Origin of the sequence: Crocinitomix catalasitica ATCC 23190, assembly GCF_000621625.1 — a bacterium.
Taxonomy (GTDB): domain Bacteria; phylum Bacteroidota; class Bacteroidia; order Flavobacteriales_D; family Crocinitomicaceae; genus Crocinitomix; species Crocinitomix catalasitica.
Genome location: NZ_JHXV01000008.1, coordinates 157,157 through 180,908, shown reverse-complemented (window position 1 = coordinate 180,908; position 23,752 = coordinate 157,157). Strand labels below are relative to the sequence as shown.

Sequence of the window (23,752 nt, the reverse complement as noted above, 5' to 3'; positions counted from 1 at the left end):
TCAAATAACCTATTTTAGTTGTTTAAAAATTATTCATGCGTCTTGGTCTAATCCTATATCTTATTTTCCATTGTTACTTACCTGTCGGACTTGCACAAAACGACAGCCTTTATTCAGTTTGGGAAAACGAGAATAATTCGGACAGTCTTCGATTAGATGCATATAAAATTTACATCTGGAATGAATACATGTTTACAGATCCAGACTCTGCGTTAATACTATCAAATGAACTTTATGATTATGCAGTAAAAAAGAAACAGTATTTTTTTTACGGATCAGCCTTAAACCATCAAGCTGTTGCCTTGAGTATATTAGGAAAAAACGAGTCGGCATTGTCGACTTATTTCAAATCAGTTGATGCTTGTCTAAGACATGGCTTCGAATCAAAAGCTGCTCCAACTTATTCTAATATAGCAGGGATTTATCAAGAAAAAGGAGATTTTAAAAATGCGGCTAAATACTATTTTCAAGCGCTTAACATTTTCGAAAAAGATGATAACAAAAGGAATATAGCCATTGTCTATAGCAATTTAGGTGTCCTCTACAATATCCAAAAGATATATGATCAAGCATTAAAGTTCTATAACCAGGCTTTGGAGATCCGAAAAAAATTAGACAATAATAATTTCGACATTGGTCAGTCTTATTTGAATTTGGGCGCTGTTTATGGAGATATGAAAGACTATGATAAGGCTATCATTTTCTATAACAAATCTTTAAATTATTTAGAAAAAGTAAACTCACTTGTTGGTATTGGTACCTATTATTTGAATATGGGACATGTCACTTTTGAAAAAGGTGATTCTGTTAACAGTTTAGATTACTATTTAAAGGCGCTTGAATATTATGATCAAATTGGAGATGTGCGACAAGGTACTGTTGCAGAAATAAGTATTGGCAGTAATTATGTGGCATTAGGTGAGAGAACTTTAGCGCTCATGTATTTAGAAGATGCTTTTGAACGATCGAAAAATCTAGAACTAAATCAACAAATTGCAACTGGAGCCTTGAATCTTTATGAACTGTATAAAAGTGAAAAAAACTATAATAAAGCATTGGAATATTTAGAAATTTACGGTGCATTAAATGACAGTCTAAACTCGGTAAACAGCAAAGAATCAACAATTATGTTGAAATTCGAGTACGAATACGACAAAAAAGCTTTAATCGACAGTCTCGCTTATGTGTCAAGCCAAGAATTAAACATTGTAGAGATTAGAGAACAAAAAGCAGCTTTAGCCAAGGCAAAAACGCAACGTTACGCATTATTTGGAGGAATTGCACTCATGCTTATTTTTGGATTATTCATTTTAAGAAGTTACCGCCGCAAGAAACGAGATCACGACACAATTACAAGTCAACACCACTTACTTTCTGAAAGTCACAGAGAGATTAAGCAGAGTATAGAATATGCCAAACGGCTACAAGATGCTATTCTACCAACTCAACAAACACTTTCATTATACTTCAAAAATTATTTTGTTTTATTCAAACCAAAAGATGTTGTGAGTGGTGATTTTTATTGGTTTGAATACGATTCTAAAACAGACACGCGCATATTCGCTGTTGCCGATTGCACAGGTCATGGCGTTCCAGGTGCAATGGTAAGTCTAGTTTGTGCAACGGCCCTCAATAGATGTGTTAACGAATTGGGCTTAACACAGCCTGCTGAAATTTTGAATAAAACACGTGAATTAATTATAGAAACGTTTTCTAAAAGGGTGCAACATTTAAGGGATGGAATGGACATCACAATCTGCACAATTGACAAACATAACATCTGTACCGTTGCCGGCGCAAACAATGCTTTATGGATCGTTAAAAAAGACAATCAAAAAGAATTAATTGAATACCGTGTCGACAAACAAACCGTGGGTTGGACTGAGAATTTAATTCCTTTTACACAAAAACAAATCCATTTAAAAAAAGGAGATTTAATCTACCTTCAAACGGATGGTTTTATTGATCAATTTGGCGGAGAAAACAATAAGAAATTTAAACGTGCACCATTAAAAAAACTAATCCTCACCCTAGTCAACAAGTCAATGGATGAGCAAAAGAAATCGCTCAATAAAGCTTATGATAACTGGCGCGGTGATCACGAGCAAATCGATGATGTTTGTTTAATGGGAATTGAGATTTAATTCAACTTCCAATACACGCCAACTTGACCTCCAAAATAAAAAGACTTCACACCCTCTGTATTCCTAAGGTAATACTTAAAGGAAGGTGAAACTTCAACATTCATTCGATTGGATAGTGCATATTTAAAACCTGCGTCAAGTTGAATAGAAGGTGCGTAATGGAATTCATGTGATGGCACTTTTTCATTCGAATCAGCTATCAAATAACTAAAGTTATCGTTGTCGATCTTTATGAATGAGAATTCATTATTCAACCCGACATTAGCAAATAACCCCCATCTAAATTGATCAACAAAATTCCATTGTAATATTACTGGTATTTTAAATGAATTTCGATTCACGTTTTCAGCTACCGTATTGTGTTCAACTATTCGTTGCCAACCTAAACCAGAACGAACAGTAAACCGGTGATTTATTTGATAGCCAATAGAAGCATTTAAATTAACAGGAATTGAGACCCGCTTAATTTTATTGCTTTGGGTCGGTTTTTCTAGATATTCCAACGCAACAACAGAATCAACCAATCCAACTGTATTAACCGATTTATCAATTTCTTTTTTAAAGATCGTGGTTGCTGTTGTTGAATATTGATAGTTTACACCCAATTCCCATCGACCATTATTGATTTTACCTTTATCTAGATTCATTGCTAGATCTAATTGAGCTTGTTCAAAACCTTGGGATAGATTATTAACCTCCGTCAAAGCCAAAAGGTCGATATCAACATCAGGTTGCGTTATCACTTTATTTTGATCATTCAAACCTGCTCCCTTTGCATTAATGGCAACCAATTTCGAATCATTTCCCTGTGTTGATCCAGATGAATTATCCGATGTTATATCGGGAGATTGTCCACCTTGTAGACCATCACTATTTTTATTGGTATTATTTGAAGCAATGTTCAAACCACCTTTTTTAGACGATCTATTCGTTTGCACCTCTGTGCTATACTGATCTTGGTTTCCAAGGTTATTATCAAAATTTTGATCCACTTCAACTTTCTTGTTCGAATTATTCGATAATGCATCTTTATTTATATCGCTTGAAAGATCAATAACATTTTGTTCGGCCTTAACCTCGTCACTCGTTTGATTTTCTATCGTAGCATTCTTTTCATGTAAAGTAGAGATCATATCATTACCACTTACATAAGCAAATTGATACACGCCAAAGCTAAGTGCTAAAACAGCTGCCAAGCCACTAAACCACCACCAAGCAATTATCCGTCTATCATTTTTTTCGTCAAGTTTAGCTTCAATATTTGCCCATAAATCTGACGTTGGAGCAATCTCATGCCCATCAAACTTATGGCCTAATGCCCCATTATGTTTATCAGTTTGCATAATTCAATCTTATTTTATCAGCTTCAATTTCAGAAGTAATAATTTCATTTAACAAATTCCTAGCGCGACTGTATTGCGATTTTGAAGTGCCTGGTGAAATTTTCAACATTTCACCAATTTCTTTATGCGTATACCCTTCAATCGCATAGAGATTAAAAACGGTTCTATATCCGACTGGAAGTGTTGCAATTTTGGCGATTAAATCATCTAAATTGAGTTGATTGAGTACCGTAATTTCAAAATCTTCGTCCGCTTGAAAGTAGCCAACATTCTCACTTAATTTTTGCAAGGTTTTATTCTTCCGAAACTGTTCAATCGCTTTATTCACAGTAATCCTTCTCAACCAAGCACCTAATGCCCCTTCAGATTTATATGATTTGATATTTTTAAATACTGAGATAAAAGCCTCTTGTAAAATGTCTTCAGCTTCCATCTCGTCTTTTGCATATCGCATACAAACACTCTTCATCATTCCAACATATCTTAGATACAATTCTTGCTGGCCTTGCCGATTTCCATCGATACAAAACAGAACTATTTCAAGATCAGTATAGTGCTTAAATTGACTAATTGTATTTTAGTTTATTGATAGAAATTAACCTTACTCTCTATCATCACTCCATACTAACGTTTTTTCTAAGGTATTAGTGAATTCCGGACAATCACCCGATCCTTCACCTGAAAACCCTCCGTCTGGAGCGCAAATAGTATCACAGTTTTCTGAATAAAGATAATTAAACTGATCGCAACAATCTGAAGTGATATAATAATATAAACTTGTATCGTTATACCAACTCCATACTTCTGCAGCTGGACTGTAAGGTTCTTGCGTAAGAATAAAATCAATCTTATCTTGAATACATGCTGGAACTGCAATCAATCCTCCTTCATCAATCTTAATTTTTTCAGTTTCTTCAGGCACATCTTTTTTACATGCCATTAAACTCAATAATAACCCTAGATATATAAATCTCTTCATCACTATTTAAATATTACACCAAATTTAATTGCATATCTATTGGCTTGTTGAACATTTAAAAAATCATCCCAACCATTAGTTTCAGTGCTAATAATAGCGAATCTATAGCCAACTGAAGTTGTGATTCCAAAATGATCACTTATAAAAAAATCGAATCCTAAATTTCCACCACATGTAAAGCCTCCTTTTTCGCTTCCTACATTTCTAAATGGCAATAAATAACCCGCCATCACATTTACAAAAGGAGTCGATCCTGAAGACAATAAACTATAATTACCTTCAAGAAAAAGTGGCACATACGAATTCCATCTAAAATTTTCAGCTCCAAGACCGAAACCGGCACTCCAATGTTCATTAATCCTGTAGCCATTCACTACATGAAAGGAGGCTGAAACGTCACTGCCTCCTAAAATACCTAAATTAACCCGGTTATAAAAACCACTGACCGACGATTTTTCGTTTACAACCGGGCTAATTGTCTCTGATTGCGCATAACCTCCTAAAGAAATTAATACTACAAATATTATTGCTATTCTCTTTTTCATAATTCTTATCTTCTTGAAACACATCTTAAATCGACAACCTCACCAACCATACAAATACTTGCAAGCTGAGCCGAAGTAACATAATCAACATATACTATTTCTCCATCTACTAAATCAGTCACAAAATCATCTAAATTGGTTGGCTCTAAAATTCCACCTTCATCTAATTTTATCACCCATCCGCAACCATCTAAACCATTATAATCCAATAATTGACCTTTTACGTCACCTGTACATGGTCCTGCATAACAATTTGTAAAGTCGTCATCATCTTTATTGCAACTAAACATCGCAACCATTATTAATCCTATAAATACTATATTTTTCATTCCTGTAAAAGTTTAATTTTTTCATTTAATAAATCGACAAAATCATGCAAAAAAGCGGGATTCTTGTCTCCTATATCCATGGTCCAAGTCTGTACGCGATCACCTTGTTTGTACTGCACAAACAAACCTCCTCCATCAGCAATATCTGGACTCCCAAATGATGTATCCGGACTCGCCAATAATTCTGCTGGCATTAACGAAGGAATAGATGCTGCAATTTCAAAATATTCTGTAGGCATCTCATAAAACTCATATGGCCCAGCGCAACCATATGTATCTTTACTGTCCTCAAATAATTTCTCATCTGTCAACCTATATGTTTCTGTACATTCTTCCCCCACACACATACCATAGAAATGACCAAATGTTAAACTATCTCCAGCCAATATTTTTTCTTCTTTTTTCTTTTTACATCCTATTAATAGAAGGCAAACCATTGCTATTATTGATAAATATCTCATAGACTTAAAATTTTATTTTGCTTAATAACTTGATATCGTTCACATCCGCATAATCATATTGATAAATTCCGTCATCACCGATTAATATTGCCACATCTCCAAAAGGAATCACGTCTGTAGCTTGAATATTTTTAAACTTCGCAATTAAATTATTGCCAGCATCTATAGGATTTGAAGCATCAAAAACTTTTAAACCTGCATCTCCATCGCAAATAAACAGTTGATTTCCATCTATTCCTAACCCATGAGGATTCTCCATTTGAAACCTTGATTTTAGTATTGGTGTACTAATATTAGACACATCAATCACATCTAATTGATTGATATCTCCGCCACATGGCCCACCAGAACGAACAGTAACATATGCGATATCATCTTGAACAACTACGGGATCACAACCTCTTGCATGACTCAAAGAAGAAACATACTCAGGTACATTTGGATTAATCGTATTGTAAATTAAAATACCAGATGGTGTACCCATAAAAATATGTTCTTTATAAGGAAATAAAGTTTCTACTTCACCCCACGTTGCGATTTTTTCATGTGCTATAGGATTCGTTGGATCAGCAATTGAAATTGGACTTAAAATTGAATAATTATCCATGATATAGAGATGATCATTCAATATAGTAAATAGGCTAATTGAACCAGAGATACCAACAGCACTTCCACCACCATCACTACTAACGGCAAAACTCTCCATCGCTATCAAATTCTTACTTGGAAGGACGTTAAAATCACAATTTGCACAACCCACCCAAGTAGGATTATTCGTACTTACCTCTTCTTTCACTTCTTTTGTTTCCCAAGCAACTACTACACCCTTGCTCTTATCTATTTCTGTAAACGGATAATTCACATCAGTAACAGGCAAAGCATTAGGAAATTGATCCTCCAATCGAGCAACCTCAACAGGAGCAAAAACATTAGAGATATCAAATACCACTAAATCAATTAAACTATTCACGTACAAATAGTTGTCTTTAATTGCCATTCCAGAGGTACCAATTAGATTTAGAAATCCAATTTGCGATGGTGAAGCTGGGTTGGAATTATCAATAAAATGAATTCCTTCATTTGGATCGACAATAAACAAATATTGATCTTTAATATAAATATTCCCTTTTTCAGTTATACTTTTTGGCCCTTCAAAATTTCCAGATTGACGGAACATTTCAAAATCCATATATACAGGAACATGTGCTACGTATTTATTATAGAACTTGTCTTTACAAGCCGATAACAATACAATAAGTGATAAAAATAATGCTGCTTTTTTCATTTTTAAACGAATTAATAATTTTTAATTTCGGTCAGTTAATTATATGATGATCGTTAATTAAAAAGGGTTGCATCCTGATTATTTTTTTCTTAACTTCAGCATCAACCTTTCACATAAACAATTCGTTTCCATTGAAATAAATATTGTTTTAACACGCTTTTGCTATGAAAAAATTCTTCTTGTTTTTTAGTTCAATCCTTTTGCTTTTTACAGGGTTTTCTAATAATTTACTTGCACATACAACAATTCAACCGAACGAATGGCAGTCGGCATTCACACATTTAGCAACAGTAAATCAAGAATGGGTAAAGCAGCATAAAAGTCATACTACCAAAGCTATTTCATTTACAACAGATGCAGACCGAATTCAATATCACCTCAACGCAGTAATAGCCGATTTAAGAAAAAATTATAATTCGAATTTCAATAAAACCCAGCTTCAAAATCGTTGGGAATTATTGGACGAATTGGAAAGATATGCCGATGCAAAACTGTTCCCTGAAAACATGGCTTATGCACATCGTCAGCCTTGTTTTGTAGATGCAAAAAACACCCATTGTGCAGTTGGTTATATGATGGAGGTATCAGGGAATAGTGATTTAGTTGCACGCATAAATGCAACACATCAATACGATTATATCGCAGATATTAAAACAGCTGGTGTTCACGAGTGGGCGAACGAATTTGGATTTACTGTGGACGAATTGGCATGGATTCAGCCAGGATACCCTCCAGCGGAAAGCTATGACACCATCCACAATGGAACAAATGGTTCTGTAAAAATGATGGTCAAATATATTGGTCCAGATGATTTTATTTTCTCCGGAGATTTTACTGACGTAGATGATTTACCCTGTTTAAATATTGGTAAATATGAAGATGGAATATTGTCATGTCTCGGCGAAGGAATTTCAGGTATGGTGAGTGGTTTATTTTATACAGTAGACGACGGTATCTACGTTTATGGTGAGTTAATTCATGATGATATATCTTACCCAATGGCACGTTACCAAGATGGAGATTGGTTTTATGAAACAATACCAACACGTTCAGGCGCTATTAGCTCAACAGGAAAAATAGCATATGGTTCGAATCAAATATATTTAGCCATTAGTCATCCTGACATTCCAGGTCAAGAAATTTGGTTATTAAACGATGCAGGTGAATGGACTAAAAGTGCAGAAATAGATGGACATATTTATACAGCAGAACAAACCAGTTTAGGCCATCTTTTTGCAGGTAGTTTTAATGCCGCTACAACTTATGATGACGAAGGAATAGCGTCAACTCATATTGTCAAAAACATTCTATATAACAGTGTATTATCAGGGTGGAATGCCATTAACGAACCTACAGTAAGTGACACAATTAAATGTGTTAAAAGTATCGGATCCTCGATCTATTTCGGAGGTTCTGCTAATCGAGATACGGAGAGTAATGTTTGTTTAAGTCGTTATTTCGCTGAAACAATGCTTCCACTTGTGACACTAGATGAATTCTTTGATGAAGACTATGTATCTTTTAATGACATTGAATTTTATGACGATGTGAATTTGGTACTAGGTGGTGATTTTAGATATGGCGGTTTTGGAGGAACTCATGGCAGAAATTTAGCCTATTACCATTTGATATATGATCGTTTTAATCCCATAGCGGAATTCCTTGGAACTGTTCATTCCCTTTTGGCATTAAATGTAAATTTATACATTGGTGGAGATTTTAGATCAAACGGCATAAGTCTAACCAACTACAATCATATGGCAAAACTTAAACCTGCAACTGTTGGTTTAGATGATTTGGATAGTGATTCGAAAATGATTGCTTACCCTAATCCATTTAAAGACAAAATTCGTTTGACAAATATTGAAGAAGGATCGAATTATTCGTTAATTAACAACTTAGGTCAAATGGTTCGTCAAGGTCAGGTTACCGATCAAACAATTGATAATTTGGATGGATTAGCGCATGGACATTATGTTCTCAAGATTGAGCAAGAAGACAAAATCTACACAAATATAGTGGTGAAGTAAACTTAAAGTCTGTTAAAAAGAAGTTAAAGCGCTTATCTAAAACATTCGAATAGGTATTTTTTATTTATGTTTGCAACATGCAACAAGATTTAAAATCGCAACAAACCAAACAACTCATCATTAATGAGGCGTTTAATCTGTTCTATGAAAACGGTTTTAAAACGACGAGTATTGAAAAAATAATGAAAGCCACACAGCTTTCAAAAGGCGCATTCTACCATCACTATAAGAACAAAAAAGAGATTGGTTTAGAAGTCATCAAATTAAAAATACGGAAAAGGGTTTACGAAGGAATGATCATTCCCTTACATGCTAATGGAGATGCTTATGAGATATTGTCATCGACCTTTTTAAATCGAATCAAATCATTTCCGCTTTACGATAAAGAACATGGTTGTCCAATGAATAATTTCATCAATGAGATTGGAGATTATGAGCAAACCTATCAAGTTGCTTTACAAAAAATAATTGAAGCCTGGAAAACAGAATTGATCTGTTTAATTGAGCGTGGAAAAGCGGAAAAAACCATTAAGTCTAGTATTGCAAGTGAAGCCATTGCTATTTATTTAATCAGTGCTTTTGAAGGAATTAGAGGAATTAGAAAATTATACGAAGACGATGTCATCCTTGATCAATATTTAATGGGACTTGCATTATTTTTAGAAAGATTAAAAGCTTAAATATTTTTTTTACCATAAAACATACGGTTACGAATGTTTTATAAATTAACAAAGATTAAAATGAAAAACACCAGAAGAAACTTTATAAAAAAGTCAGCCATTCTAGGCATAGCTGGCGCGACAATACCACAATTCACATTTGCTAAAAACGAAACAATGACAAAAACAAACGAAAACAACAGCACAAGACCAAAAGTCCTATTCTTTGATGTCAACGAAACATTATTAGACTTAACCGTGATGAAAAAAAGTGTAGGTGATGCATTGGGCGGTAGAAAAGAACTTTTACCACTTTGGTTTACAACAATGTTACAATACTCATTGGTATCAACTGTCGGGCGACAATACAATGATTTCGGAATAATTGGTTCAGCCGCTTTACAAATGGTTGCAGCCAATAATGGCATCACTTTAAGTGAGGAAGAGGCACAAGCAGCAATCCTTGGTCCCATTCGTTCGTTACCCGCACATCCAGAAGTTAGAGAATCGTTAGAAGCTTTAAAAGCGGCAGGATACAAATTAGTATCTTTCACTAACTCTTCGAATATTGGCGTGGAAACACAATTCAAGAATGCGGGATTAATTGATTTATTCGACGAGCGATTGAGCATTGAAGACATCGGTAAATTTAAACCTCATACAGATGCTTACGATTGGGCAGCAAGAAAAATGGGCGTTCAACCGAACGAATGTTTATTAGTCGCTGCACATGGTTGGGATATTGCGGGTGCTATCTGGGCCAATTGGAGAGGAGCATTTGTCAGTCGACCAGGTGCGCAACTTTATCCTTTAGCTCCAAATCCGGAAATAAACGAACCGAACTTAAAACTTATTGCGGAGCGATTGATCAATTTAAAATAAGACTATTAACCCCAAATAAAAACATAGCATATGCAATTAGAAAATAAAGTAATTATCGTCACTGGTTCTTCAAGAGGAATTGGTAAAGAAGTAGCTATACTATTAGCAGAAAACGGTGCTAAATTAGTTGTCAATCATTCGAACAGTGCAACGGAAGCACAAGCAACAGCTGATACAATCACTAAAAACGGAGGAGAAGCAATTGTCATAAAAGCTGATGTCAGCAAAAGGCAAGAAGTAACCGAATTATTCGAACAAGCCATTGCGCATTTCGGCAAGGTTGACGTTTTAGTTAATAACGCAGGTGTGATGACTTCAAAACCATTAAAAGACTATACAGAAGAAGAATATGACAATATATTCAACGTAAATGTTCGCGGAATTTTCAACACCTTACAAGAAGCAGATAGAAGTCTAGCTGACAACGGGAATATCATTAATTTTTCGTCGAGTACAGCAAAATTAATGTTCCCTACATACAGTATATATTCAGCTTCAAAAGCTGCTGTTGAACAAATGACACGTGTTTTCTCAAAAGAAATCGGTCGTGGAATATCAGTCAATGCCATTGCGCCAGGCGCAACTGAAACTGAATTATTTTTAGAAGGAAAATCACAAGAAGTGATCGACAAATTAAGCGCCATGAACGCATTCAATCGCTTGGCAAAACCAATTGATATCGCACGTGTGGTACTTTTCTTAGCCAGTGATGATTCGAAATGGATCTCCGGTCAAGTGATTGGTGCGAATGGTGCATTGGTATAAATTCTTTACAAAAGAGGAATAAGAAGGGTAAACAATAATATTGTTTGCCCTTTTTTTGTTGAATTATAAGTATTACTATTTCAAATATTTATTATTTATTCTATCTTACACTGCCTTAAAACAGTTGTTTATCAAATAGAAAAAGTGAATGAAGATTTTATAAATATCGCCGTAAATAATGTCCTTTCAATCTACAACTCACCGGGACAAAATCTGCATAAAAGCAAATTCAAAACAGATTTTAGGAAAAGTATTCCTGTAGAAGATATTATTGAATTTTTAGTGAACAGTGATTTTATAGAAACTGATCGCCATGGTGACGACACCTACTTTCTCAATCATGAAACTTATGATTTGATCGAAACAAACAACTTGGAAGATGCCATACGTTATCAAATAAGCTCAAATGAAGGTGAAGATTTAGAAATTGAAGAAACTGAACCCCGTTTAACATTAGATGAAATCAATGCATTAAACATTCAAATAAAAAATCAGAATAAGGATCAAAAAAAAAATACCAGAACATTGATCATAGGCGTATCAATTACCATAACAATCGTCTCTTATTATGTTAGACTTGGTCATGAAAATAAAGCGCCTGTACGATACGGAATAGAACAGATGGATCTAAAGAATATCAGCATTGACTTACAAACACAAATCGACTCTTTAGTAGCAGAAAAGACGAGGAAAAATACGGAGTATAAAGCGAGACTAAAATGACATTAAAAGAACTTCCAAAATATATTCCATTCTTTTTTGCCATTGCTTTGATACAAGTCTATTCACTAAAAACTGAATTTACACCAGCCTATTATAACGAAAACGGATTGCTAGTTAGCACTGCTGTCATATCAGCTGTCAATTATGCAAAAATAGCTGTTCCATAATTCTCATATTTATTCTCGCTGAAAAACCGGTTTGGCGATACTTATTCATATTATTAATCTTACTATCATTTACGCCGCTTATTAAATTCTACAATTACCAATATTCATTTGGAATTGGATCCTTAAAAATCGAATTAATTTCATTGGGTTTATTAATTTCGCATCTTCTATTAAACCCTGAAATTTTCACCGCCTTTAACGCCTTATTCCCCTTGAGTGAAGATGTAAATGAAACAGAAAAAGTCGTCATCTTAAAACAAGAAGAAAGTCGTATAAAAAAATATGAACAGAAATATAATTCAAAAACTCAAAACGAATTAGAGGATATTGTAAATGGAAATGCTTATGTTGTAGAAGCGGTTGAAGCAGCCAAAAGATTATTAAAGCAATTTTAAATGGGACTCTTTAAAAAATTTAGAAATAAGCACACAACAGAAATCAATACAAATGAGGATTTCTGGAATTGGTTTGTCGAAAATGAAAAATCATTTTTCAAGACTGTCCGAGAAAGACAACAAATTGAAAGAGATTTCCTTGATCAACTTGCGCAAAAGTTAGATAAGCTAATTGGCGGTTATAATTTCTTGACGGGTATGTTTGATGAGAAGACTGCGGAATTAATCATAACGGCAGATGGTGTTGTTAAACACATCGTTTTTGTTGAAGAATTAATTCAAGCTGCTCCCAGCATTGATGGTTGGAGATTTACAGCATCGAAACCGGCCTTACCAAAATCACATCAAGGAATTATATTAGAAGATATGCCTTTCGACCCATCGAATCTTAACTTCTATTCGAATGAAAATCCGAACCGACCTGATGAAATAAACATTACTGTTGTTTATGACAATTATAAAGAAGAATTAAAGGACCCAATAAGCAGTGGTGTATTTATTTTTCTAGATAATTTTTTAGGAGAATTAGCCGTTGTTACGGATATAGATTTTGTCTACATTATCGGTCCAGACAAGATTGAAAAAGAATTGATTCCAATTGAAAAATTAAAAGATTTTATAATCTGGAGGCAAAAAGAATTTGTTGAAAAATACGAAGGTACTTTGTACAATACAGAAAATGACAAATACCATTCGTTAGAAGCCACACTCGAAAATGGAAAACCATTAATTGCAATCATCAATACAACGCTGTTAGAATGGGATAGAAAAGCTTCACATCCGTGGATATTACTTCTAGAAATCAATTATGAAGGCAATGAATATGGAATGCCCAATGATCAGTATTACGAAATAATGGATCAGTTTGAAGATGAATTGATGGAGCGACTGAAAACCGAACAAGGTTATTTAAATGTAGGCAGAGAAACCGCTGATGGTTTAAGAAAGGTTTATTTTGCTTGTAAAGACTTTAGAACGCCATCAAAAGTAACAGCTGAAATACGATTTAAATATCAAGATAAATTGAATGTAGAATACAATATATACAAGGATAAATATTGGCAGACTTTTAATCAATTCAAACCTACCATCTAAAACAATATCGTGACGACAGCCATTACAATCATCGCCTATATATTTGCTACCTTTAGTTTCCTCCCTGAAATTGGAACGACACATTGGTTTTTCAGGATCTTCGATTTCATTCGAATTCAGGTTGTCTTATTACAATCCATTGTATTCGTAACTGGCTTATTTCTATTCGAAGAAGGCAATACCTTAATGTTAGCAGCCTTAATCATTCTCTTTATTGCCATCATCTATCAGGCAATAGTTATCGCTCCTTATATCCCCTTCAAGAAGAACAAAGACAAAGGGCAAAAAAGCACCATCAATATCCTAAGTGTAAATGTGCTACAAAAGAATGATAATTACGAGGAGCTTATAAAACTAGTGAAAGAAGTAGATCCTGACATTCTTTTAACGATGGAAACAAATAAGGCTTGGGAACAAGCACTTGAAAAAATAGAAGTTGATTATATATCTGTTCACAAAGCGCCGAAAGAGAATAGATATGGCATGCATTTCTACTCTAAACTAAAAGCGCATAAAATTCAAACGCACTATTTTATTTCAGATGAACGACCGGCAATTGAAGCGCATTTAGTCGATAAAAACGGCAATGATTTCGCCTTTATTGGCATTCACCCACCACCACCCAGTCCAACAGAAAAAACAACTTCTAAACAAAAGGATGGTGAATTAATGAAAGCGGCAAAACATATCTGCGAATTGAATATGCCGACCATTGTAACAGGAGATTTTAATAATGTTTGTTGGTCAAAAAGCTCCAAATTATTTTCAAAGGCTGCCAGTCTAGTTGATGCTAGATTGGGCAAAGGAATTTACGGAACCTTCCCTGTATCACCAGCCATTTTCAGATTCCCATTAGACCTACTCTATCATTCGAAAGGTATCGAAGTCAATCAACTCAAAATACTTAGAGATATAAGCTCCGATCACTTCCCTTTTTACACGGAATTAACAATCGTGAATGAACATGCTGAACCGAATAGCAATTTAGACAAGGATCTAAAAGAAAAAGCAGACGAAATTATTGAAGAAGGAGAACAAGCAGAGGAGATTGACGAATAAATGCTATGATTCAAAGACAATCATCTCAAATATTATTTCTTGTCTTTCAGTGTCAACCTCAGCAATACATATCCTAAAATTCCAGCGATTAGTGAACCTAGAATCACACCTATTTTAGAGGCATCTACTAAATCTTTATCAGCTGTAAAGGCAAGATTCGCGATAAAAATAGACATCGTAAAGCCAATTCCAGCTAAAAATCCTACACCAATAATATGGATCCACTTTATTCTATCAGGCAGTTTCGCCAATTTTAATTTCACACTTAAGAAAGTGAAGAAAGTAATACCAACACTTTTACCTAAAATCAATGCAATAGCGAGATTGAACATTAATCCCGTATCCAAGGATGCATCACTAGCAAAGTCAACCCCTGCGTTTGCAAAAGCAAAAATGGGTATAATTACAAAGGCGATCCAGTCGTGTAATTCATGTTCTAAATGCTGTAAAGGCGATCTTACTCTTTGTGTCCAAGCTTCAATTTTATCTAAGGCATGTAATTGCTCTTTTGAGGCAATTGGCACATCTAAATTTTCAGCATTGCCCAATTCCAAAACCTTTGCATCAATTTTTTCCATTGAATCTTTAATCCCAAATCGTTGTCTTAAAGGAACAGTAAACGCAACTAAAATTCCCGCAATTGTTGGATGAATTCCAGACTTCAAAAACAAGAACCAAATCACAAGACCGAAAATAAGGATCAGGTATTTGCTATAAATTTTTCTGAACATTAAAATAAACAAGTAAACCAAAGGAATCATCGCATATAACAACATCATCCAGTCGATATTCTCACTATAGAATACAGCAATAATTAACACAGCGGCAATATCATCAACAATTGCTAAAGCCGTTAAAAACACCTTTAAACCAATAGGCACACGTGAACCTAAAACCGTCAGAATAGCCAATGAAAAGGCAATATCAGTCGCCATTGGAATACCCCATCCTTTTTCAGTAATAGGATCCTCATTAAACACCAAAAACAAAACAACAGGAAGAATAACCCCACCCAGTGCCGCAAAAATTGGCAAGGAAGCCTTTTTCATAGAGTTCAATTCCCCAATCAAAATTTCTCGCTTGACTTCGAGCCCAATTAGGAAAAAGAAAATGGCCATTAAACCATCATTAACCCATAGAATAAGAGGCTTAATTAATTCGAACGAACCAAAATTAAATCCAACCGGATAGTCCCAAATTTCTTGATAAGAATCAGCCCAAGGTGAATTGGCCCAAACGATGGCAGCAATTGTTGCAACAAATAACAAGATCCCGCTAGAACCTTTATAATTCATAAAACTTTCTAACGGTGTAAATATGAGATGTTTTGGCTTTTTCAATAGTTAAATTTTAGTGAATTTATACCCTACAAAAATACGTATTTGATTACTTTTTTTAGCTGATTTTAACAGCCTTTAACATTTAGGTGTTTTTTGATTTGTTGTGGGGTTTATTTGTTGAAATTGTTGGTGGTTTTGGTGCTTTGTTTAGCTATCTATTTAATCTAAAACATAGGACTTTGTCCTATGTGAATAAATATCGCCCCTTCAGGGCTTTTAGATCCCTTCGGGACTTGAAAGAACTTCGTCTTTCTTTAATTGGGGATTGCCCCTTCAGGGCTTTTTTTGGTGAAGCCCCTTCGGGACTTGAAATGAGAATTGCCCCTTCGGGACTTGAAAGGGCTCGTCTTTTTTCGGGACGATTGTTGATGCGTGAATTAAAAACTAAAAATCCCCTTGCATACGCGATGCAAGAGGATTTAATTATCTTAAAATGATCAATTTTATTTGATGATCAATTTTTTACTTTGACTTGTTTTTCCATCTGACAATTCAACAAAATAAATTCCTGTTGTGAATTGACCTAGGTCCAATTGCATGCTTCCATTATTAGAACTTTGAATCTCATGAGAAATAACAACTTCACCTAAGATATTAATCAATTTAACAGTTCCATTTCCGTTCAACATCCCAAACTCAACAGTTGTATATTCACCTGCTGGATTTGGATATACAGTAAAGGCACCAAAATCATTAGCAGCTAGACCTGTATAAGCAACCTCATAAGTAGCTACTCCAGTACAACCTTCTTCATTTGTAACAACTACAGTATACTCACCATCAAATTCTGGCGTAATCTCTAAATCATTTGCACCATCAATTGCTTCACCTTCGTAAAACCATTGATACGTATCAAATACACCTGTAAACAATACCCCATCAGTTACTGAAATAACCGGCGTTGGAGTTGGCAATTCATCAATAAATAACGAATCAGTTTTACCGATACAAGCTGCATCCGTATTTTCAAAATACACTTGGTAGAATCCTGCTTCGTCAGCTGAATAAATTGCTTCATCTGCTCCAAGAAGATCTGCACCATCTAACAACCATTGGTAGGCTAAATCCGCATCAGAAACAGCCATTAAATCTAATTCTTCACCTGCACAGAAAGTCGTTGCATCATCAGTTGTATTGATAACCAAATCAGACAATGCAATACATGAATTCACCTCGAAAATAGACAGTGTACTAGAAACCTCATTCGCTAGAATTAAAATCCCTTTTCCATTTGGAGAATCCACAGCATCAATAAAGATAATTCCTTCAGCTCCTCTATCAGGACCATTCGTTTCAACATCTCTATTATTTTCATAACCGATATAAATTGGTGTAGCAGGATTGTTAATATTGAAAGCGAAAACACCACCCACTCTTTCTAAGGAAACAAATAAATAAGCATTCCCATCAATCATTGCCGTTTTTACACCTTCTGGTTCTGGGCCTTTATCATCACTTCTATTTTTCACATCTTCATCTTCATTGTCTGCATTAAACAATTCAGAGAAGATTGGATGTGCAGCCAAAATTTGCTCGAATAAATCACCTGAATCGAATAAACGATCGCCAGTTGCAGCTTCCCAAATTGTAAATGAACGCGTTCCGTACGAATGAATCACATCGATATCACCATCGCCATCTGTATCTCCAGTTGCTGATGTTGTTTTTAGTCGACCTAACAATAAATCGTTCTGCCAAATTGCTGCATCAGGGAAAGCTGTTTCATCTAATAATAAATCACCCACTCTCTCCTCTTCACTATATCCATCATAATCTCTCGAATCACCTTCATTGGCAGTAATCAAATAACTTTGTCCTAATATTTCAATTTGATCAATTGCATCTGGCATGTGCATACCTTGAATTGGGAAATTCGCAATATTAATTCCAGATGTTCTATTCGATGCATCTAAACCAAATCCATAAACAGAATGATCAATTGTACCCAACGGTAAAATCTCAATTATTTCTTTAGCAATTAAATCAACCTTAGCCAATGCATTGTTCTCTTGTAATACAACAAATGCTGTTGCATCGTCATTTAAGATAGTAACATACTCTGGCTCCAAATCTTGTGCAACTGTAGCATCCAAACCAAAGATTCGAACACCAGCAGCTTTTAAATCCGCTTCCATCGCGTTAAAATCCATGAAATCAAGAATAGTCACATTGTCTGCTGATAAAGCGGTATAATCATCTTCTAAGTCAATTATAGCAATTGTTCCGTTCGGATCTACATCATAATCATCATTCGGCTCACCTTCACAAGCAACTACGATTTGTGTTCCAGCATGATTAAAAGTGATCATATCAGGCATTGCTCCAACAGTCAAACGATTCAACCAATTACCATCAACATCTAAAAAGGTTATAAATCCAGGATCTTGTGCATTTGGCGCCTCCAAAGCAACAGCAACAATTCCATCATAAACAGCGATTGAATTCATAAATCCTACAGAATCAAAATTGATTGCCATCATTGCTACCGGAGCAGCTGGATCAGATAAATCAACAACATCAACAGTATTTGCAATACTATTCGCAATGAATAATCTTTCTGAATCTTTATCAAAAGCAATAATCTCAGCTGAACTATCTCCTTCTTCACCATTCGAATAACTTGTCAATAATGACATTTTCAATTCGTTTGTTGCTGTTGGCAAAATACGATCGTTATCATTAATAAAAATAATCAATTCTTCGTCACCAGTAAAAGTTGCGTTTACGAAGTTTTCTAAGCTACAAACTATATATTCTGCTTGCTCAGCTAACATATCGTCAAGAATCTCAATTGTGAATGCCTGTGTACTTTCCATTCCTGCAGGAAAAACAATTGTCGTATCAATTAAAATAAAGTCATCAGGAGAACCTGCGTTTGAAGTCGATCGAACCACAACATCAACAGATGCATCTTCGTCATTAAACATAGACAAGTCAAGCGCTAAAGAAATGATTCCAACATCTTCCATCACCCGCATTTCATTCTCTGCAAATTCGATAGTTGGAATTACATCTTCCGCATCAAATACAATAGAAGACGTACCATCTGTTGCTTCCTCATCTACAAAAGTTCTACCCGTTGTAAATTCGAATGTTTCTAAATCGTAAACACCAGACAAAGTTGTTAAGTGAATATCTTCACCAATAAAACTACCGTCAATTAATTTGCCACCGCTATAAAAATCATTTATTGGCAATTGATATCCTTCAGTATCTGAAAAATAAGCACTTCCTAAATCAGTACCATAAATTACAGCGTCTGTAGGAACCGTTTCAGCAGTAATTTCGGCAACTGGTAAATTAAAAACTGCGATTCCATCACAGTTTCCACCACCATTACCAAATACACCACCATCATTCGCATCACCTATTCCACCATCTCCATTTTCAACAGCATAATCAATTGCACGCAATACTGTTCCTGTAGGTGCCATTAACGACCCGCCTACATAAACAACATCACCGACAGCAACTGTTCCTGTTGATATTTCAAATGCATAAGTAACATCACTTCCTTCAATCCATCCGTTTGCTGTGGCGTCGCCATTATCAGAAACGATGATAGTATAAGGAGTGATCGAAAAATCAATATCATCTGTAGCTATTAATTCTACATATTCGTAAGGTGAATCATCACCATCCGGATTTTGATAAAACTCTGAAATTAACATTCCAGGGTTTTGCGCTATCGCCATTTGTGCTCCACAAATTACCAAAAGTGTTAAGTAAATTTTCTTCATAATTTTTTGTCTTCGTTTTTTTTTAACAAAACTACTGGCAAGCAATTATGCCCGTATTACCTGAGAATTACGGTAATGTTATGGTGTATTATTAATATATTAAGAGGGATAACAACAAGTGAACCACTTCATTTTATTCTAAAATAGATCGGTTTACTTATAAATAATGCTTATTTTAGGTGTTACCCAACCTGAACCCATTCAGAACTTTTAACATCTTTCCGATGAAAGCTCAGGTTAACAAAACTTATATTTATCGATAAACAAGATCCCTCAAAATCTTTTTTATCACAACTCAAAAACATGAAAAAACTTATTTTAATTCTTGCCGTTATTGGCATGACCACAACTGTATCTGCACAATTCGATTTTGACTATATTATTGGAATGGATTATGAAAATGTTAAAACGGAATATGAAAGTTATAACGAATTAGGCGATACCATTTCTTGTACATTAAATAATACACAAGATGGTACTGAAATTATTCTTGCCAACACAAGTGAACCACAAGACAACGCCGACGTCCTATTTGAAATTCATCTTGATTATGACAGCGTTTGGAACCAAGTAAATAGAGTTGTTGTCACTTCTAAAAACAGTAATAGTGATGAGTCTTTACTTGATTTTTTTATTCGAAACTCTAAAGTCCACAACTGGGAGATGGTGGCTTGTAATCAATTCGTTTCAACGCGCAATACACGTAACATCAAATCTAAAAACGACAATAAACTCGTAAGTTATTTGGTTGCTTCGTTAGATAATAATGATTTTGTTTTGTCAGAACAAAGCATGTCTAAGGACGAATGGATTAAATATAAAAAGGAATTGAAGCGATAATTGGTCAATATTAAAAAAACATCAATCATTATAAATGATTGAATAACATTCCATCTACCCTAATTGATTAGATTAAACATTCGGAATAACGTCTGGAATAATTTATATTTTGACATTAGAAGTAACGGATCAAGACTAATTCTTGTGGAAGAGCTAAATACTTGAGTTAATCTTAATATGATTAGAGCCACATTTTTGAATCATCAAAATTTTATTTTGACTTTTTTGGTTACCCGATTTGCTTTTAAACTTTATTTAACCTCTTCTTCCTTTTTTTACAGCAAAAAAAGGAAGCAAAAAAGGCTGCCTGGCAGGGCCTACAACCAATAGCCCGCTTTTACTCACCAACGCCACTCTTGAAAATGGAAAAGATCGGTGATCTCCAATCAGAGATTGGAGCTTCCTCACTTTTTTACCAGTTTCAATTCGTTTCTTATGGCTCTTAAAAGAATGGCATCGAAAAATCGAGTTTCGGATATGATTATTGGGTTAAGTTGTAATTAGTAAAATTATTTTACTCTAAAAAAATCAATCCAACACTTATTCTTTTTTACAAAGAAAATTATTTTGGCCTAAATTCCTCCCCAACTTTTGTGACTGATCCGTAAAAAACTACATCTGGAATCAACACGAGCATCATCGGAAGATTGACTTTAAGGAGGAGTATAGGTATTATTTGGAGAGGTATAACATTGATTATGATGAGGATTATGTTTGGGATTAGATTTGACATATCCTAAGACTTTGTCCTAGGGAATAATAATGCGCCACTTCAGGGCTTGGAAAGGGTGAAGTTAAACCGACTATCCTACCGAAGCATTACCTTGCTTCGCAATACCATTCATCAACTTCTCAGCTGCGGCAACCATTGCTGGTGCATCAAAATTACACTCTGCGTATAATTCGTCTTGTGTGCCGTGGTGAATAAATTTATCTGGAATTCCTAAACGTACCACCTTGGCTGTATATCCATGATCTGCCATGAATTCTAATACTGCAGAACCCATACCGCCCATTATTGCACCATCTTCTACTGTAATTACCTTGTCAAATTTTGAGAAGACTTCGTGTAATAACATTTCATCGATCGGCTTAACGAAACGCATATCAAAATGCGCTGCAGAAATACCTTTCTCTTCGAGTGTGGCAATAGCTTTGGTTGTATAATTCCCGATTGGACCAATGGTTAAAAAAGCAATATCATCGCCCGACTTTACTTTTCTACCTGTACCAATTTTAATTTCTTTGAATGGTGTTTTCCATTTCGGCATTACCCCTTTTCCTCGTGGGTAACGAATAGAGAAAGGACCTTGATCTGGCAATTGTGCCGTGTACATCAAGTTTCTCAATTCAGACTCATTCATAGGTGAAGACACAACCAAATTGGGAATACTTCGCATATATGACAAATCATAAGCACCGTGATGTGTCGCACCATCAGCACCAACCAATCCTCCTCTATCTAAACAGAAAACGACATTTAAATTTTGTAAGGCTACGTCATGTATTACTTGATCGTATGCGCGTTGCATAAACGACGAATAAATATTACAAAACGGAATTAAACCTTGTGTTGCCATACCTGCCGAAACAGTTACCGCATGTTGCTCAGCAATACCCACGTCAATTGCGCGATTCGGCATTGCCTTCATCATTATATTTAAAGAACTACCAGATGGCATTGCCGGAGTAATTCCCATAATCTTATCATTCTTTTCAGCCAATTCAACAATGGTATGACCGAATACTTCTTGAAATTTTGGAGCCTGTGGAGACGAAGGCACAACCTTAACAATCTCACCGGTATCTTTATTAAAGACTCCTGGTGCATGCCATTGTGTTGCATTCCCATCCTCGGCAGGTTGATATCCTTTACCTTTTTTGGTAATGACATGCAAGATTTTCGGTCCAGGAATATCTTTTAGATCTTCCATGATATTCACCAATCCTATTGTGTCATGCCCATCAATAGGCCCAAAATATCTAAACTTTAAAGATTCGAAATAATTACTATCCTTCAATAAAGTTCCCTTTAAAGCATTACTGATTTTAGAAGCAATGGCTTGTGCATTTGGACCAAACTTAGATATTTTCCCCAACAATGTCCAAACATCATCCTTTACTTTATTGTAGGTATGTGATGTCGTAATATCCGTTAAATATTCGCGCAATGCACCAACATTTGGATCGATAGACATACAGTTGTCATTCAATACAACTAAAAGATTCGTATTTGTAATTCCAGCGTGATTTAAACCTTCAAAAGCTAAACCTGCCGTCATCGAACCATCACCAATTACGGCAATATGCTGACGATCATCTTTCTTATACTCATTGGCCAAAGCCATTCCTAAAGCACCTGAAATTGAAGTAGAAGAATGTCCTACACCAAAAGTATCATATTCACTTTCGCTTCTTTTAGGGAATCCTGAAATTCCACCTTTAATACGATTCGTATGAAAACGATCTCTACGACCAGTTAAAATTTTATGTCCATAAGCCTGATGACCTACATCCCAAATTAATTGATCGACTGGTGTATTAAAAACATAATGCAATGCAACGGTTAATTCAACTACTCCTAAACTCGCCCCGAAGTGTGAATTACCAATTTTCGATATGACATCAATAATATATTGTCTCAACTCATCCGCTACCTGAGGTAACTGATCAATTTCGAATTTTTCTCTTAAATCTTGTGGAATTTCTATTTGTCGTAGAAGGTCTCCGGCAGTATATTCTGTCATAGGGCGATTATGAATTACAAAGATACATAAAGTTGGCTTAAATTAATAACGTTTTAATTAACAAAGCATACAATGTATTTAACATTAATTACGAAAAAACTGATGTTTTGGTTGACAACCCAAGAATTAAAACGCATTCAACGCTTGTAAAACATGCATCTAACTTCTCAAAACAATATAAATCAACGAGAAACGTTAACTGTAGCAAATCAACTTTATGTAGT

The 23,752-nt window shown here is 35.0% G+C and carries 22 protein-coding genes; 12 read left to right on the top strand and 10 right to left on the bottom strand.

The genetic code is table 11. The features are described 5' to 3' along the window. Window positions 1-35 precede the first annotated feature (35 nt). Window positions 36-2,144 (top strand): tetratricopeptide repeat protein, encoded by a 2,109-nt coding sequence (locus tag T367_RS0106715; protein ID WP_035842787.1) that lies wholly within the window; start codon window positions 36-38, stop codon window positions 2,142-2,144. On the opposite strand, the gene T367_RS0106710 is transcribed toward T367_RS0106715, so the two are convergent. The 7 genes from T367_RS0106710 to T367_RS0106680 form a co-directional block, all read right to left on the bottom strand. Next, complete coding sequence (locus tag T367_RS0106710) at window positions 2,141-3,487, bottom strand: hypothetical protein (RefSeq protein WP_027419153.1); 1,347 nt, start codon at window positions 3,485-3,487, stop codon at window positions 2,141-2,143. The two genes, T367_RS0106715 and T367_RS0106710, sit on opposite strands and share 4 nt — an antisense overlap. After that, window positions 3,477-3,980 carry an RNA polymerase sigma factor gene (locus T367_RS0106705; RefSeq protein ID WP_394331570.1) on the bottom strand — a complete coding sequence of 168 codons (504 nt, stop codon included), beginning with the start codon at window positions 3,978-3,980 and terminating at the stop codon, window positions 3,477-3,479. The genes T367_RS0106710 and T367_RS0106705 overlap by 11 nt, the downstream gene beginning before the upstream one ends. Before the next feature lie 108 nt (window positions 3,981-4,088). After that, a complete protein-coding gene (locus T367_RS0106700) occupies window positions 4,089-4,466 on the bottom strand; it encodes a DUF6970 domain-containing protein (protein ID WP_051568406.1) in 378 nt (125 codons plus the stop codon). Window positions 4,467-4,468: 2 nt separating this feature from the next. Next, complete coding sequence (locus T367_RS0106695; protein ID WP_157454148.1) at window positions 4,469-5,011, bottom strand: hypothetical protein; 543 nt, start codon at window positions 5,009-5,011, stop codon at window positions 4,469-4,471. A gap of 5 nt (window positions 5,012-5,016) precedes the next feature. Then, window positions 5,017-5,340: a hypothetical protein gene (locus T367_RS0106690; protein ID WP_027419149.1), complete on the bottom strand. Its 324-nt coding sequence runs from the start codon at window positions 5,338-5,340 to the stop codon at window positions 5,017-5,019. Then, on the bottom strand, window positions 5,337-5,801 hold the full coding sequence (locus T367_RS0106685) for a hypothetical protein (protein ID WP_027419148.1): 465 nt from the start codon (window positions 5,799-5,801) through the stop codon (window positions 5,337-5,339). The genes T367_RS0106690 and T367_RS0106685 overlap by 4 nt, the downstream gene beginning before the upstream one ends. A gap of 4 nt (window positions 5,802-5,805) precedes the next feature. After that, window positions 5,806-7,086 (bottom strand): LVIVD repeat-containing protein, encoded by a 1,281-nt coding sequence (locus T367_RS0106680; RefSeq protein ID WP_027419147.1) that lies wholly within the window; start codon window positions 7,084-7,086, stop codon window positions 5,806-5,808. 164 nt (window positions 7,087-7,250) lie between these two features. Here T367_RS0106680 and T367_RS0106675 point away from each other — a divergent pair, with 164 nt between their 5' ends. The 9 genes from T367_RS0106675 (at window position 7,251) to T367_RS21630 (ending at window position 14,861) form a co-directional block, all read left to right on the top strand. Then, window positions 7,251-9,116, top strand: coding sequence for a T9SS type A sorting domain-containing protein (locus tag T367_RS0106675; protein ID WP_027419146.1), 1,866 nt, complete (start codon window positions 7,251-7,253; stop codon window positions 9,114-9,116). 77 nt (window positions 9,117-9,193) lie between these two features. Next, window positions 9,194-9,796, top strand: a complete 603-nt coding sequence (locus tag T367_RS0106670; protein WP_027419145.1) for a TetR/AcrR family transcriptional regulator — start codon at window positions 9,194-9,196, stop codon at window positions 9,794-9,796. 60 nt (window positions 9,797-9,856) lie between these two features. After that, window positions 9,857-10,657, top strand: coding sequence for a haloacid dehalogenase type II (locus T367_RS0106665; RefSeq protein ID WP_027419144.1), 801 nt, complete (start codon window positions 9,857-9,859; stop codon window positions 10,655-10,657). A gap of 30 nt (window positions 10,658-10,687) precedes the next feature. Further along, window positions 10,688-11,422, top strand: coding sequence for a glucose 1-dehydrogenase (locus T367_RS0106660; protein ID WP_027419143.1), 735 nt, complete (start codon window positions 10,688-10,690; stop codon window positions 11,420-11,422). 144 nt (window positions 11,423-11,566) lie between these two features. Next, window positions 11,567-12,145, top strand: a complete 579-nt coding sequence (locus T367_RS0106655) for a hypothetical protein (RefSeq protein ID WP_027419142.1) — start codon at window positions 11,567-11,569, stop codon at window positions 12,143-12,145. Beyond that, the gene (locus T367_RS24850) at window positions 12,142-12,312 is read left to right on the top strand and encodes a hypothetical protein (protein WP_157454147.1); all 171 of its coding nucleotides are present in this window, start codon (window positions 12,142-12,144) and stop codon (window positions 12,310-12,312) included. The genes T367_RS0106655 and T367_RS24850 overlap by 4 nt, the downstream gene beginning before the upstream one ends. Window positions 12,313-12,455: 143 nt before the next feature. Then, the gene (locus tag T367_RS0106645) at window positions 12,456-12,707 is read left to right on the top strand and encodes a hypothetical protein (RefSeq protein WP_027419141.1); all 252 of its coding nucleotides are present in this window, start codon (window positions 12,456-12,458) and stop codon (window positions 12,705-12,707) included. Next, a complete protein-coding gene (locus T367_RS0106640) occupies window positions 12,708-13,802 on the top strand; it encodes a DUF695 domain-containing protein (RefSeq protein ID WP_027419140.1) in 1,095 nt (364 codons plus the stop codon). 9 nt (window positions 13,803-13,811) lie between these two features. Beyond that, window positions 13,812-14,861, top strand: coding sequence for an endonuclease/exonuclease/phosphatase family protein (locus tag T367_RS21630; RefSeq protein ID WP_051568405.1), 1,050 nt, complete (start codon window positions 13,812-13,814; stop codon window positions 14,859-14,861). Between the two features lie 32 nt (window positions 14,862-14,893). Here the strand turns inward: T367_RS21630 and nhaA are convergent, their stop codons facing one another. After that, the gene (nhaA, locus tag T367_RS0106630; RefSeq protein WP_027419139.1) at window positions 14,894-16,201 is read right to left on the bottom strand and encodes a Na+/H+ antiporter NhaA; all 1,308 of its coding nucleotides are present in this window, start codon (window positions 16,199-16,201) and stop codon (window positions 14,894-14,896) included. 86 nt (window positions 16,202-16,287) lie between these two features. Between nhaA and T367_RS0106625 the strand changes: the two genes are divergently transcribed. Beyond that, complete coding sequence (locus T367_RS0106625; protein ID WP_157454146.1) at window positions 16,288-16,638, top strand: hypothetical protein; 351 nt, start codon at window positions 16,288-16,290, stop codon at window positions 16,636-16,638. A gap of 6 nt (window positions 16,639-16,644) precedes the next feature. On the opposite strand, the gene T367_RS23750 is transcribed toward T367_RS0106625, so the two are convergent. Next, window positions 16,645-19,941 (bottom strand): choice-of-anchor I family protein, encoded by a 3,297-nt coding sequence (locus T367_RS23750; RefSeq protein ID WP_051568403.1) that lies wholly within the window; start codon window positions 19,939-19,941, stop codon window positions 16,645-16,647. A gap of 303 nt (window positions 19,942-20,244) precedes the next feature. Between T367_RS23750 and T367_RS0106615 the strand changes: the two genes are divergently transcribed. Beyond that, window positions 20,245-20,781: a hypothetical protein gene (locus T367_RS0106615; protein WP_027419137.1), complete on the top strand. Its 537-nt coding sequence runs from the start codon at window positions 20,245-20,247 to the stop codon at window positions 20,779-20,781. 803 nt (window positions 20,782-21,584) lie between these two features. Here the strand turns inward: T367_RS0106615 and dxs are convergent. After that, entirely contained in the window at window positions 21,585-23,528 is a 1,944-nt protein-coding gene (gene dxs / locus T367_RS0106610; RefSeq protein ID WP_027419136.1) for a 1-deoxy-D-xylulose-5-phosphate synthase, read from the bottom strand. Window positions 23,529-23,752 lie beyond the last annotated feature (224 nt).

What these genes read in the sequence shown, in the direction of transcription:
- T367_RS0106665 (WP_027419144.1), top strand. Translation starts at nt 9,857, where the DNA reads ATGAAAAACACCAGAAGAAACTTTATAAAAAAGTCAGCCATTCTAGGC.
- T367_RS0106675 (WP_027419146.1), top strand. Translation starts at nt 7,251, where the DNA reads ATGAAAAAATTCTTCTTGTTTTTTAGTTCAATCCTTTTGCTTTTTACA.
- T367_RS0106715 (WP_035842787.1), top strand. Translation starts at nt 36, where the DNA reads ATGCGTCTTGGTCTAATCCTATATCTTATTTTCCATTGTTACTTACCT.
- T367_RS0106680 (WP_027419147.1), bottom strand. Translation starts at nt 7,086, where the DNA reads ATGAAAAAAGCAGCATTATTTTTATCACTTATTGTATTGTTATCGGCT.
- T367_RS0106695 (WP_157454148.1), bottom strand. Translation starts at nt 5,011, where the DNA reads ATGAAAAAGAGAATAGCAATAATATTTGTAGTATTAATTTCTTTAGGA.
- T367_RS23750 (WP_051568403.1), bottom strand. Translation starts at nt 19,941, where the DNA reads ATGAAGAAAATTTACTTAACACTTTTGGTAATTTGTGGAGCACAAATG.
- T367_RS0106710 (WP_027419153.1), bottom strand. Translation starts at nt 3,487, where the DNA reads ATGCAAACTGATAAACATAATGGGGCATTAGGCCATAAGTTTGATGGG.
- T367_RS0106690 (WP_027419149.1), bottom strand. Translation starts at nt 5,340, where the DNA reads ATGAAAAATATAGTATTTATAGGATTAATAATGGTTGCGATGTTTAGT.
- T367_RS0106700 (WP_051568406.1), bottom strand. Translation starts at nt 4,466, where the DNA reads ATGAAGAGATTTATATATCTAGGGTTATTATTGAGTTTAATGGCATGT.
- T367_RS0106615 (WP_027419137.1), top strand. Translation starts at nt 20,245, where the DNA reads ATGAAAAAACTTATTTTAATTCTTGCCGTTATTGGCATGACCACAACT.
- T367_RS0106660 (WP_027419143.1), top strand. Translation starts at nt 10,688, where the DNA reads ATGCAATTAGAAAATAAAGTAATTATCGTCACTGGTTCTTCAAGAGGA.
- T367_RS0106640 (WP_027419140.1), top strand. Translation starts at nt 12,708, where the DNA reads ATGGGACTCTTTAAAAAATTTAGAAATAAGCACACAACAGAAATCAAT.
- T367_RS0106670 (WP_027419145.1), top strand. Translation starts at nt 9,194, where the DNA reads ATGCAACAAGATTTAAAATCGCAACAAACCAAACAACTCATCATTAAT.
- T367_RS0106685 (WP_027419148.1), bottom strand. Translation starts at nt 5,801, where the DNA reads ATGAGATATTTATCAATAATAGCAATGGTTTGCCTTCTATTAATAGGA.
- T367_RS24850 (WP_157454147.1), top strand. Translation starts at nt 12,142, where the DNA reads ATGACATTAAAAGAACTTCCAAAATATATTCCATTCTTTTTTGCCATT.
- dxs (WP_027419136.1), bottom strand. Translation starts at nt 23,528, where the DNA reads ATGACAGAATATACTGCCGGAGACCTTCTACGACAAATAGAAATTCCA.